At 43.4% G+C, this 13,993-nt stretch carries 11 protein-coding genes; 8 read left to right on the plus strand and 3 right to left on the minus strand.

The genetic code is table 11. The features are described 5' to 3' along the window. Positions 1-118 precede the first annotated feature (118 nt). Positions 119-4,228: a CotH kinase family protein gene (locus WKT13_RS07475; protein ID WP_340323423.1), complete on the plus strand. Its 4,110-nt coding sequence runs from the start codon at positions 119-121 to the stop codon at positions 4,226-4,228. A gap of 157 nt (positions 4,229-4,385) precedes the next feature. Here the strand turns inward: WKT13_RS07475 and WKT13_RS07480 are convergent, their stop codons facing one another. Further along, positions 4,386-5,360 carry an ROK family protein gene (locus WKT13_RS07480; protein ID WP_298618398.1) on the minus strand — a complete coding sequence of 325 codons (975 nt, stop codon included), beginning with the start codon at positions 5,358-5,360 and terminating at the stop codon, positions 4,386-4,388. Positions 5,361-5,572: 212 nt separating this feature from the next. Here WKT13_RS07480 and WKT13_RS07485 point away from each other — a divergent pair, with 212 nt between their 5' ends. From WKT13_RS07485 to WKT13_RS07500, 4 genes are all read left to right on the plus strand, one after another. Next, positions 5,573-6,241 carry a LysE family translocator gene (locus tag WKT13_RS07485; RefSeq protein WP_298618397.1) on the plus strand — a complete coding sequence of 223 codons (669 nt, stop codon included), beginning with the start codon at positions 5,573-5,575 and terminating at the stop codon, positions 6,239-6,241. Between the two features lie 74 nt (positions 6,242-6,315). Next, on the plus strand, positions 6,316-6,864 hold the full coding sequence (locus WKT13_RS07490) for a DUF4924 family protein (protein WP_298618396.1): 549 nt from the start codon (positions 6,316-6,318) through the stop codon (positions 6,862-6,864). A 13-nt stretch (positions 6,865-6,877) separates the two neighbouring features. Next, positions 6,878-7,732 carry a dTDP-4-dehydrorhamnose reductase gene (rfbD, locus tag WKT13_RS07495; protein ID WP_340323424.1) on the plus strand — a complete coding sequence of 285 codons (855 nt, stop codon included), beginning with the start codon at positions 6,878-6,880 and terminating at the stop codon, positions 7,730-7,732. Positions 7,733-7,735: 3 nt separating this feature from the next. After that, positions 7,736-9,304, plus strand: a complete 1,569-nt coding sequence (locus tag WKT13_RS07500; protein ID WP_340323425.1) for a peptide chain release factor 3 — start codon at positions 7,736-7,738, stop codon at positions 9,302-9,304. A gap of 189 nt (positions 9,305-9,493) precedes the next feature. Here WKT13_RS07500 and WKT13_RS07505 read toward each other — a convergent pair whose 3' ends face one another. Beyond that, positions 9,494-10,174, minus strand: a complete 681-nt coding sequence (locus WKT13_RS07505) for a phosphoribosylanthranilate isomerase (protein ID WP_340323426.1) — start codon at positions 10,172-10,174, stop codon at positions 9,494-9,496. An 888-nt stretch (positions 10,175-11,062) separates the two neighbouring features. Between WKT13_RS07505 and WKT13_RS07510 the strand changes: the two genes are divergently transcribed. Continuing rightward, a complete protein-coding gene (locus WKT13_RS07510) occupies positions 11,063-11,188 on the plus strand; it encodes a hypothetical protein (RefSeq protein ID WP_298618392.1) in 126 nt (41 codons plus the stop codon). A 15-nt stretch (positions 11,189-11,203) separates the two neighbouring features. After that, positions 11,204-11,866, plus strand: a complete 663-nt coding sequence (gene rpe, locus WKT13_RS07515) for a ribulose-phosphate 3-epimerase (protein ID WP_340323427.1) — start codon at positions 11,204-11,206, stop codon at positions 11,864-11,866. 6 nt (positions 11,867-11,872) lie between these two features. Here the strand turns inward: rpe and WKT13_RS07520 are convergent, their stop codons facing one another. Continuing rightward, positions 11,873-12,469, minus strand: coding sequence for an RNA polymerase sigma factor (locus WKT13_RS07520; protein ID WP_340323428.1), 597 nt, complete (start codon positions 12,467-12,469; stop codon positions 11,873-11,875). Between the two features lie 459 nt (positions 12,470-12,928). Between WKT13_RS07520 and WKT13_RS07525 the strand changes: the two genes are divergently transcribed. Beyond that, positions 12,929-13,963 carry a hypothetical protein gene (locus WKT13_RS07525; RefSeq protein ID WP_340323429.1) on the plus strand — a complete coding sequence of 345 codons (1,035 nt, stop codon included), beginning with the start codon at positions 12,929-12,931 and terminating at the stop codon, positions 13,961-13,963. Positions 13,964-13,993: the final 30 nt, after the last annotated feature.

The raw sequence follows: 13,993 nt of genomic DNA on the forward strand, positions 1-13,993 counted from the left end.
CAATTATAATGGCATTTGCCGAATATTATCCTACAAACAGCACAAAACATGCCGTTTGTAGGATTTTTTTCATATATTTGCAAAAACATATACATTATATAATAATCATTAACCTGACATGCATTCAAACAACATCAAACAACTACTGACGGCCATAATTATATTTGGCCTTGGCATTAATGCTGATGCTGCAAAGAAATGGGTGGACGTGACAGAGAAGTACATCTCAAATCCGTCGTTCACGGTGGCTAACTACAACGAATGGGAAGTAAGCGGCACTGCACGCTCTATAAGTGCACGCGCTGGATGTATGGAGATGTGGAGCGGCCGTATAGACCTGCAGAAAGTAATTAAGAATGTACCGAACGGACATTACAGATTCAGTGTACAGGCATTATACCGCACAAAAAACCATAACGATGCTTATAAAGAATACAAAGATGGCAGAGAGAACATAAGAGGATTCATGTTTGCCAACGACAAGGAAAAGCCTGTCACAAGTCAGTATTCGTTCTATTTCACAGACAATCCTCAATACACATGCTACTATGTAGACGGGGTATATTATCCGAATAGTATGGAAGCTGCGGAGACCGCTTTCAACAAAGGAGCATATAGAAACGAGCTGGAGTTTGATGTCACAGACGGAAATATCATTATAGGTCTATACAACGACGAAAGCATTGACGACAACTGGTTGGTTTTTGACAACTTCAAATTGGAACAGGAAATAGACATAAACGAAGCTGGCAGCGGTTCACTATTGGTCAACGAAATAATGTCAGCCAACGTAGACATGTACATGAGTCCTGCTTACAATTTTGACGGATGGGTCGAACTATACAATACCACAGACAAGGAGCTGTGGCTTGGCGGATGTTTTCTAAGCGATGATGCCAACAATCTGAAGAAATGGCAAATGCCGGACAATATAGGCACTGTACCAGCCAACGGATACAAAGTGATATGGTTTGGAAGCAACGGCATAAAGACCAATCAGGCTCCGTTTAATCTCGAATGTGAAGGAGGAGCACTTTACATAAGCGACAGCAACGGCAATATCATAACAAGACAAGAATATCCCGAATCAAGAAGCAGACTCTCCTGGGCAAGAACCACGGATGGTGCCAATCGTTGGGGATGGACGGGCACTCCAACACATGGAGACTCAAACAACACGTCTGTTTTCTCAACAAAACAACTTGATGCTCCAGTAGTAATACCGGACGGAAAATTATTCTCCGGGACGATGAACATTTCCGTTGATATACCGACAGGCACCATTCTACGTTATACAACAGACGGTAGCACCCCCACCCTCGACAATGGAATGACAAGTACAACGGGTTCGTTCACCATCAGCCAGACAACATCTTACAGATTCAGACTGTTCCAAGACGGAATATTGCCAAGTCCTGTTACAACACGCACATACATCAACACCACACGGAAGTTCACCCTGCCGGTGATTGCCGTATCTACAAAAAATGAATATCTTTACGATGACATGATTGGTGTCTATGTGAAAGGCAACAACGGACGGACAGGTAACGGAATGGACACGCCTGCCAACTGGAATATGGACTGGGACAGACCCGTGAACTTCCAGTATATCATGCCTGAAGACAATTCTATGGCTGTAAATCAAGATGTGGCATTCTCTATATCTGGCGGCTGGACAAGGGCGAACGCTGTGAAATCCTTCAAACTGAAAGCCGACCGTGTTTACGAAGGACTCAATGCCATGGACTATCCGTTCTTCACAGCAAAACCATACATAAAAAACAAAACTCTACAAGTGAGAAACGGAGGTAATGACAGTGGCTCCAAAATCAAGGACGCCGCGCTACAGACCATTATGCAACGCTCCGGAATAAACCTTGACCTTGTGTCCTACCAGCCCGCTGTACATTTCATAAACGGTGAATATAAGGGATTGATAAATGTCCGTGAACCAAACAATAAGGATTTTGCCTATGCAAACTTCGGATACAGTAAAGACGAACTGGACGTTTACGAACAAAGTCCCGATTCGGGAGCTTACATGATGTGGGGTACAAAAGACGCACTTGAAGCACTTTATGAGTTGTCTAAAACATCTACAAATCAGAAATCGTATGACGAAATAAAAAAACTGCTTGACATTGACGAATACATCAATTATATGGCAGCATCATTATATCTTGGTTCATGGGACTGGCCGGACAACAACGTGAAGGCATACAGAAAGAAAGATGGAGGGAAGTACAGATTTGTCGTGTTCGATCTTGATGCTGCATTCGGAACTGACGAGAGAGATACCGACGAGAACGGTAACCCGATTTACCGAAACACATTCCGGTGGCTCGACGGAATGCAATGGCACTGGTATGACTACATTTATGATGAAGGTTTAAGACGTTACGGAGAAATAAAGTTCTGTACATTCTTTTTCAATATGCTTGAGAACGAAGACTTCAGAAGACGTTTTATCGATGCCTTCTGTGTTGTAGGAGGAAGTGTTTTCGACTATGACAGAGCTGAAAACATACTGAAAGAACTCGGCGATAAAGTGCGTCCCACAATGAATGAAGAAGGAGGCAGTCCTGACGGATCGCTCAATGAAATCAGAACAAAACTGAAAGGACGAATGGAAGATATGGCAAAGGATATGGTGGACTATGAACGTCTGAGACTGTCCGACACACAGCCACAAAATGTATGCATATCTTCAGATACTTACGGTGCCGGCATTTTCATAAACAATATGGAGATACCATATTCCTCTTTCAACGGTAAACTGTTTGCCCCGGTCAAACTCAAGGCTGTCGCTCCCGCCGGATATAGATTTGCCGGATGGAAGAAATATTCCATATCTGAAGAAACAATATTCTCAAAAGGAAGCGAATGGAAATATTTCACAGATGGCTCTCTGCACCAGACAGACTGGTACACCTCCACATATAACGACGCTTCCTGGAATACTGGAAAAGCTCCATTGGGTTATGGCAAGGATTTCATAAGCACAACTCTTTCATATGGTACGGATGCAAACAACAAACGGCCGACATATTATTTCAGAAAAAATATCACAATAAATAATGCCAATGCGGAATCTGTTGTAATGAATTTCACTGCAGACGACGGATTTGTTGTATACGTCAATGGTAAAGAAGGCGGACGCTATAATCTTCCCGACGGTGAAATTTCATATAATACCTACGCAAATACGGCAAACTCCAATCCTGATACAGGCAGCATGCATCTGGACGCAGCGCTGTTCAGACAAGGCGAAAACATAATTGCCGTTGAGGTACACAACAACAATCCGAACTCTTCGGACATTGTATGGGATGCCGAACTCATATATTCTTCTCAAAAAGACAATGATGATTTCTATACCACAAGCAACATCATGGATCTTCCGAAAGATGAAAATATGAATATAAAAGCATGTTTTGAAGCTCTGACTGACGAAGACAAGAAGAATGAAGGCATCACCCCTGTAATGATAAATGAGATAAGCGGTTCGAACAGCATATATGTGAACGACTATTTCGAACGCGACGACTGGATGGAACTTTACAATACAACTGACGAGGATATTGATATTGAAGGAATGTATCTGAGCAATGATATCAACAATCCTTTATTATACCAGATATCAAAAGGCGATACGCAGGTTTCTACAATCATACCAGCCCACGGCCATATTGTCATATGGTGTGACAAAGAAAACAATAAGACCAAACTTCACGCACCATTTAAGATAAGTGCAGACGGAGGAGAACTCATAATAACATCAAAAGACAAGACGTGGCAAAATTCATTAAAATATCCGGCACATAATGGAGATGAAACCGTCGGACGTTATCCAGACGGCAGTCAGAATGTTTATGTCATGAACATACCGACAATAGAGAAAAGCAACATATACACGAGTTATCTCGTTAAAACAGACGGTGGTGAAACCAATGGAATAACAAGTCCCGACAACGAGGTAACCAACCGCAATATAGAACTGAAATATATTGCAAATTCTCTCATTCTGAGTAGCAATAGAGACAACAATGTCGATGTTAGAATCTTCACTTTATCCGGAATGGAAGTATTCAACAAGAAACTCTCCGTATCACAAGGAGATTACAGGATAAACACTTCCAATCTTCAGGAAGGATGTTTTATTGCCAAAGCAACAGACCAGAATGGAAACATTTCCTCGTGTAAGTTTATAATAGCACGACACTGACATTATTACGCAAATAAAAAGTGCTCCGCCAACATTTCAATATTTCATGGCGGAGCACTTTTTTATATCCCAAAGTACATAACAGAACAAGACAAAATAAAAAGAGCCGGTATTCTCCGGCTCTCTTTATCAAGTTTATTTTAAGTCTTTTATAATATTATATATCCCATCCTACTGCAGAAGCACCAAGAACTGCAGCAGAAGAACCCTCAAGACCACTGATAAGGAATTTAGCCTTGCCCTTGAAGATGTTCAGAACGCGCTCGTCGTAAGCCTTCTTTATCGGATTCATAATCAGATCGCCGGCTTTTGTCAGACCACCGAAGAAGATGAATGCTTCCGGAGATGAGAATGCAGCGAAGTCTGCGCAAGCCTCACCAAGAAGTTTACCTGTGAATTCATAAACACCAAGTGCAAGTTTATCACCCTTTTCTGCAGCCATTGACACATCATAAGATGTTATTTCATCCGGATTCAGTTCGCGGAGCAACGACGGTTCTTCTGTTGTTGTAAGAAGTTCACGTGCTGTACGGGCAACACCTGTTGCAGAGCAATAAGCTTCAAGACAACCGTTACGTCCACATCCGCAAGAACGTCCGTTCTCCTTTACAATGACATGACCAAGTTCACCTGCGAAACCATCGCATCCATAAACCAACTGTCCGTTAACAACAATACCAGAGCCAACACCAGTACCAAGTGTAATTACGATGAAGTTTTTCATACCGCGTGCCACGCCATAAGTCATTTCACCTATTGCAGCAGCATTAGCGTCATTGGTAAGAGCCACCGGTATACCAAGAGCTTTTGAGAACATGTCTGCCAATGGAACCACACCATCATGTCCCCACTCCAGGTTTGGAGCGAACTCGATTGTTCCATTATAGTAATTTCCATTAGGTGCACCGATTCCCATTGCCTTGATCTTCTCTATACCACCGACCTGGTCAATGATGACCTTGAGTGCATCTACAGATGCCTTAACATAATCCTCTACGTTTTTATAACCCTGAGTTTTAATGGCTGTTGTGACTTTTATGTCACCTCTACTGTCCACAATACCAAAAACAGAGTTGGTTCCACCTAAGTCCAAACCGATTACATACGGTTTCATTGCTGGTTCTGCGTTCATGTTTTCTTGTTTTATAGTTAATTAATAGTAATAAACCAATGTAGGTATGCAACACGGAAAAGACAAAAAAACAATCCTTATACAGGAACATCATGCCTTGTCCGGCGTGCAATCTTTCATAGGCAAAGGTATTAAAAAATACTCATAACGCACAAAGTTTTGCAATAAAAAATTTGTCCATATCATATAAAATTCGCAATTTTGCAGATGATATGCCGTTTCCTTTTCATATAGACATACTCGATTTAATATTCAAAGGGATATTAATCGGAATTTTTGTATCAGCGCCGATGGGGCCGGTTGGTATTCTATGCGTGCAGAGAACGCTGAACAAAGGCCGGTGGTACGGATTCGTCACAGGTATCGGTGCTGCAATAAGTGACATCATATATGCATTGGCGACCGGTTTCGGAATGAGTTTTGTAATGGACTTTATTACAAATCCCCAATATCTCTTCATTCTAAAAATTACAGGAAGCACCCTGCTTCTTTTCTTCGGTATATACTGTTTCAGAAGCAATCCCACAAAAAAAATGCATATCAGTGGAAACAAGAAAGGAACTCTGATATACAACGGTGTGACGGCCTTCTGGGTAACATTCCTCAACCCTCTGATAATATTTCTGTTCATGGTATTGTTCGCACAATTCTCTTTCGTCATACCAGACCATCCTTTGGAAATGTCCATTGGATACCTCAGCATTATCAGCGGAGCCATATTATGGTGGTTTGGACTGACATGGCTTGTCGACAAAATTCGTGGACAGTTTGACAACAAGGGTATAATCATCATCAACAAGATTATCGGATGCCTTGTCATTCTCATTTCATTGATTATACTTGTCGGTACTGTTTTCAATCTATACACATTCCATTACTGACCGGCCATGCCGTAACAGTAAAACGGAAAACACGAACCGACTACTCCAACTTATTATAAATCTTTCATACATTTATGTATATAGCACAGGAATTGCACAAAAAGAATATTGCAGAATACGTTCTTTACATGTGGCAGGTCGAGGATCTGATACGTGCGTACGGATGCTCGCTTTCACGCATTAACAAGGAATACATTTCCAGATTCGAATATACGGATGAACAGAAAGAAGAAGTGGCCGACTGGTACGGCAACCTTATACGTATGATGAATATTGAAGGGAAGCGCCAGGGAGGCCATCTCCAGATAAACGAAATAGTAATACAGCAGCTTAACGAACTGCACAACAACCTGCTGCAAAGCAGCAAATTCCCGTTCTACAATGCGGAATACTACAAAGTGCTCCCATTCATCGTAGAGCTGAGAAACAAAGGCGACAAGAATCTCAACGAAATAGAGACATGTATGAACGCCCTTTACGGAACAATGATGCTGAGGCTTCAGAACAAACAGATAAGCCCGGACACCGAGCATGCCATAAAGGAAATATCTACGTTCATAGGAATGCTGAATGACTATTACATCAAGGATAAAAAAGAAGGTTTGATTTTCGACGAAGACTAAAATACAAAACAATATGAACATCTTGATTACAGGCTGTAACGGACAGCTGGGAAACGAACTTCAGTTACTTGAAAAGAACTATCCACAGCATACATTCTTCAATACCGATGTGAACGAACTCGACATCACCGATGCCGAAGCCATCGGCAGATATGTCGACTCCAACAACATCGACATCATCATAAACTGCGCAGCTTACACCGCCGTTGACAAGGCCGAAAGCAACAAGGAACTGTGCAAGGCACTCAACGCTGAAGCTCCTGCATACCTTGCTGAAGCTGTTGCAAAAAGAAACGGATGGATGATACAGGTGTCAACAGACTACGTATTCGACGGAACAAAATGCACGCCATACGTAGAAACCGACACACCATGCCCCAACAGTGTTTACGGAAGCACCAAACTCGATGGTGAGAAAGCTGTGGAACGCGCATGCAGCAACACAATGATCATACGTACCGCATGGCTCTACAGCTCTTTCGGCAACAACTTCGTAAAGACCATGATGCGTCTCGGAAAAGAGAAAGAGGAACTCAACGTCATATTCGACCAGATAGGCACACCAACCTATGCACGCGATCTTGCCGTGGCCATTATGGCTGCTGTAGAGAAAGGCATAGTGCCGGGAATCTACCATTTCTCCAACGAAGGCGTCATAAGCTGGTATGACTTCACCAAAGCCATCCACCGTCTGAGCGGCATCAACACATGCCATGTGCGTCCGATACACACAGCCGAATACCCTACGGCCGCATCGCGCCCGCACTACTCAGTGCTCGACAAGACAAAAATCAAGCAAACCTACAATATCGAGATACCCTATTGGGAGGAAAGCCTTGCCGAATGTATCAACATACTAAACAAATAAACGATGAACCAGGAAATATCAAGAAGAAGGACATTTGCCATCATATCACACCCTGACGCCGGAAAGACCACACTCACCGAGAAGTTTCTGCTCTTCGGAGGACAGATACAGGTGGCTGGAGCCGTAAAAAGCAACAAGATACGCAAGACCGCGACATCCGACTGGATGGAGATTGAAAAACAGCGCGGTATCTCCGTTTCAACGTCAGTGATGGAGTTCGACTACAATGGATACAAGATAAACATTCTCGACACTCCCGGTCACCAGGACTTCGCCGAAGACACCTACCGCACCCTCACGGCCGTCGACTCAGCCATCATTGTGGTTGACGGAGCCAAAGGAGTGGAGACACAGACACGCAAGCTCATGGAAGTGTGCCGCATGCGCAACACTCCCGTCATTATATTCATCAACAAGATGGACCGTGAAGGACGCGACCCGTTCGATCTGCTCGACGAACTTGAGGAGGAACTGCAGATAAGTGTCCGCCCATTGTCGTGGCCTATCAACATCGGTGCGAAGTTCAAAGGTGTTTACAACATATACGAGAACAAGCTCGACCTTTTCAAACCGGACAAGCAGAGAGTGACCGAAAAGGTGGAAGTGGACGTCAACAGCTCCGAACTGGAAAACCACATCGGCGAACAGGATGCCAAACAGCTGCGCGACGACATCGAGCTTATAGACGGCGTGTATCCGGAATTTGAAGTAGAGTCATACCGCGCCGCCAAAGTGGCTCCCGTATTCTTCGGTTCTGCACTCAACAACTTCGGCGTGCAGGAACTGCTCAACTGCTTTGTCGAGATAGCTCCTTCACCTAAGCCAACAAAGGCTGAAGAACGCGACATCGACCCGGAAGAGCCCAAGTTCACAGGCTTCATATTCAAGATAACAGCCAACATCGACCCCAACCACCGCTCATGTATCGCCTACTGCAAGGTATGCAGCGGCAAGTTCGAGCGCAACCATCCATATCTGCACGTGCGTCTGGGCAAGACCGTACGCTTCTCATCACCCACCCAGTTCATGGCGCAACGCAAGAGCACCATCGAAGAAGCCTATCCGGGCGACATCGTCGGCCTGCCGGACAACGGCATATTCAAGATAGGAGACACTCTGACAGACGGCGAACAGCTGCACTTCCGCGGCCTGCCATCGTTCTCACCAGAGATGTTCAAGTATATTGAGAACGACGACCCGATGAAGTCAAAACAACTCGAGAAAGGCATCAACCAGCTGATGGACGAAGGTGTGGCCCAGCTGTTTGTAAACCAGTTCAACGGCCGCAAGATCATCGGAACCGTAGGACAGTTGCAGTTCGAAGTGATACAGTATCGTCTGGAGAATGAGTATAACGCCAAATGTCGCTGGGAACCCGTACACCTCTACAAGGCATGCTGGATAGAAAGCGACAACGAGGCAGAATTCGAATCGTTCAAGAAACGCAAGTTCCAGTATATGGCCAAAGACCGCGAAGGACGCGACGTATTCCTTGCCGACTCAGGCTATGTGCTGAGCATAGCGCAGCAGGACTTCAAACACATCAAGTTCCACTTCACAAGCGAGTTCTGACAACACATACATAATATTACAACGAGAGCGGTGCAAGACTGTCCATCCCGGCATTACCGGACACGGATTAATGACAGTCATGCACCGCTCTTCCGTTAAAGGTCTTTGAAAGCCTTTTATAAAAAAGTTTCCAAACCATCTGCAGACGCCCATCATTGCATACCACAGACTCACAAGTCCGCAGACACGCTATCGCTTCAAACTTGCGATAAATTTCTCCACCAGAGCTACATCCTTCATGGCAGGCGCTGTCTCAAAACGCGCATCAATGTCCACTCCGGCAAACATCGGGTGGACAATCTCCCGCAGAGAGGCGGCATCCTCCGGCCCTATGTCGCCGCCCACAAGAAACGGAGTGGCTCCAGTATAAGCCGCCAGCAGTCCCCAGTCTGTCCGACAGCCGTCTGTAGCGTTACCATTGCCGGAAATATCAAAAAGAAACATGTCTGCATGTCCTTCATACTCTGCACACATGGCAAAATCGTCCCGACATCCTATCACCACTCTCTTTATCACCTTCAAACCAGACCTTATGTCCGGATCTACCGTACGGCGCAGATTGTCTATCATCACCGCACTCTCCTCACCATTCAGCTGCACCCAGTCAAGCCCGTAATTGTATATCCTTGTTATGATGTTCTGCGGCATATCGTCGGCAAACACACCCACAAACGGCTTGCACTCCCCTGCACGCTGACCGTCGGCAAGACTCTTGTCAGGAAAATCGGGTATAAGTCCCGACCGCGAGTTTATCATCCCTACATACCGTGGACTCTCCTTGCAGAACACCAGCCCGGTCATGTCGGCGCCGGCAGTCTCTATTGCGCGAATATTCACGGCATCACGCATGCCACATACTTTTACTATCATAATGTCATTCCTCTTATACCGAAACCGGTGTTCCACCACTCCGGCTTATTGTTTCCTACACAAGGTACGGTCTGAAACAAGACCGCACGCATCATTGCAAAAATACGCATTTTAATCAGACACACAAACTGTTTAAGACCTTTTTTGGCCCAATAGAAATTCAGTGGTGATTGGTTGCAATAAAAAAACAATAGCATCAAGCACGTATCGGTGCCCTTGCCTTCGGCTGAAAGGAAAAATTCCGGAACAGTTACAAATTTTCAGTGTTCCGCGATTTTTCCGTCCGAGTTTTCTGATCTACCCCGAAAAATAAGCGAATATTTGCACGCGGACTCTCCGTCGGATGCAAATACGAGAAAAATGAGTGCCTTACACAATCAACTGAATACCAATAATTTACATTCTGAAGAGATTTCTTCATCATACGAAATGCACCATTTCTGCATGTGATATAGCCTGTTTCATGGCCTGAAACACACAATATCACACCTTGATACGGGCAGAATCAGACCCTCAAACAGGCAAAATCGGAATACAAAACGAATTGTCGGAGATTATGCAACTGGGTATACGATAATGTAGTAAAGCCCGAACGGGCCTTTCTGATGCCATATTTAACATTTCCTTACATCTCTTTCGCGATTTTATTTTGTCAAAAAAAAGTCAAGAAAAACTGTAAGTACACCGCCTGAGTTTTCTTGAAAAACGCCGACATGACGCGCAGGGAAACACACTGGATACATGTATCCTTCTTTTTATGAAGGTTTATAGGTGATGTCAGCGTGAATTTTCTGTTATACAAAAAATAAAATCAAAAATATATGGTCTGCATGTAATAAACATGACTCAAACTCGTTATCAGAATATAAGCACCAAAAACAACTGCCTATGAAACACTTTAACTCAGAAGATCTGAAACCGTCGGAAATGACACTGCACATCATCCGACAGATAGCATATACCTACAGAGTAATGAAAATAAACGGACACAACGAGGTATATTGCCTTAATTGAAAAGAACAGACAGACATGGAAACAATCATATCGCCGTCATTGCTTTCGGCCGACTTTCTCGACCTGAAAAGCGACATTGAAATGATAAACCGCAGTGAAGCCGACTGGCTCCACCTCGACATAATGGACGGAGTGTTCGTCCCCAACATATCGTTCGGCTTCCCGGTAATAGAAGCCGTAGCCAAAGCATGTAAGAAACCACTCGACGTACATCTCATGATAGTGCATCCTGAAAACTACATCAAGCAGGTGGCAGCTACAGGAGCAATGATAATGAACGTGCACTACGAAGCATGCACCCATCTTCACCGCACAGTGCAGGAGATTCATGCAGCCGGAATGAAGGCTGCCGTAACCCTTAATCCGGCCACACCGGTGTGCGTATTGGAGGATATCATAAACGATGTGGAGATGGTATTGCTCATGAGCGTCAATCCCGGATTCGGCGGCCAGAAGTTCATCGACAACACAATAAATAAGGTAAAACGTCTTCGCCGTCTCATAGACGAATCGGGAAGCAAAGCTCTGATAGAAGTAGACGGAGGTGTGCAGGCCGAAACGGCACCGCTATTGGTTAAAGCCGGAGCAGATGTGCTGGTTAGCGGAAGCTACATTTTCAAGGCCGCCGACCCTATTGCGACCATCCACTCTCTGAAACACACCTTGCAGCAAGACTGACAACTGTCAGGCAAGCTGCAAGGCTATATTGTTGTCTTTGGCCAGACGGCGCAGGTTGAGTATGGCATAACGCATACGTCCCAGAGCCGTATTGATGCTCACATTAGTCGTCTCGGCTATTTCCTTGAACGACATCTGCTGGTAGAAACGCATGAAAACAACCTCGCGCTGAGGCGCAGGCAAAGTGTTGAGCAATTTGCGCACGTCACACATGATCTGCTCATTGACAAAATAGTTCTCGATATTACCCACAAGTATCTCATTGCTGCACATGTTGGAAAGATCGTTGTCGAGTGTCGGTTCGACTATCTTGCCCAAGCGCTGTTCGCGATACCAGTCCATTATCACGTTATGGGCAATACGCATTATCCACGCACCGAACTTGCCGCTCGTGGTGTATTTGCGTTGCTGTAGTTTGGATATGACTTTTACGAAAGTCTCCTGAAATATGTCATCAGCCGTATTACGGTCGCGAACTACAAAAAGAATATAGGAAAAAAGCTTCGACTGATTGCGCGATAAGAGCAGGTCGAATGCACGATTATTCCCATCGATATATGATAAGGCCAACTCTTCGTCGGTCATATCGTGAATATTTTTCATTTTTCTTAATATTTTCTGATTCTTAAGTAAAAGTTCTATCGATAGGCAAATATTTTTAAATTCGTATCTAAAATAAACAATCGCACGGTTTAATGTTTACAAAGGTAAATACTTTTAACGTAAACGCCAAATTATTTAACAAAAAAGAGGTTGGTGCAGGATGCTACCAACCTCGAGGGACGATTTCGTAAATCTCGAAATCATAAAAATCATGTCGCAAATATAAACTTTTAGTTTGACAATTCCAAATATTTTATACATAAATGTGTCTTTTTTAACATTATCGTCACAACTCCGCACTTTTTATCTACATATTGCTGCGCAACTTGTACTAAAACAATATATTAATATCTACTATCTTTAACCGAATTTTAATATAACATGTATTGCAACTTTGAGTTTTATTGTCTATCTTTGCTTTTGTAAAACTTATTTTAAAACCAATAAAACATTATCACTATGAACAAAATTTTACGCATTTCATTGATGGCACTGCTTGCATTGGTATTTAATACAACATTTGCAGCAGAACCTTACAAAACTCTTACTTTCCCAGATGACAATAATGAAAACAACCACATTGGTTCATACACCGATACATGGGAAGCAATTATTGGAACAGACTCTTGGGAAATTGCAAACTTCAATAACAATAATTGGAACAATTGGTCGTATATTAAATGTGGAAGAAAAGGAAATGCATCAGTTGCTTCTATCGCTACCAAGTTTGCCATGGGAGAGGCATTGTCAAGCATTGTCGTTACAATTGATAAAATGACAGCCTCTTATGTAAATTCAATTTCTCTTGTTGTTGCTTCTGATGAAGCATACAATGATGTAGTTGAAACAGTTAATGCAGAAGAACTCCAAGCTGGAGAAATGGTATTCAATGTTACAAAAGCAGAAAAGAACCTTTACTACAAACTTATATTCGACTGTGCGTCTGCAAGTGGTAATGGAGTTATCCAGATTTCAAAGATTGAATATTACAAATCTGGTGACGAACCAGAGATTGTAGATATCTCTAATACTCCAGAAACCGCCTATACAGTTGCAAAAGCACACGAACTTATTGAAGCTGGTGAAGGACTTGCAACAAGTGTTTATGTAAAAGGTATTGTTACCGAAATTACAGAAGTTTCCACTCAGTATGGTAACGCAACATATTACATAAATGATACTCAGTCAACAGAAAACCAGCTTAACATTTATCGTGGCTACGGTCTTGATGGCGAGAAATTCACTGCCAAAGACGAATTGAAAGTTGGTGATGAAATTATCATCTATGGCCAGCTGTCTGTATATAACAATACTCACCAAGTAGCAACAGGAAGTAAGATTTACTCTATCAATGGTGTTACAACTGGCATCAACAAGGTTGAAAATGACACAGAAGACGCTAATGCTCCTGCATACAACCTCGCAGGACAGCGCGTAAACAAATCTTATCAGGGTATCGTCATCAAGAATGGCAAGAAATACATCAACAGATAAGATTTAAGAACTGACAATAAGAACAACAGA

The sequence above is a fragment of the Prevotella sp. HCN-7019 genome (assembly GCF_037890215.1).
Classification (GTDB): Bacteria; Bacteroidota; Bacteroidia; order Bacteroidales; family Bacteroidaceae; genus Prevotella.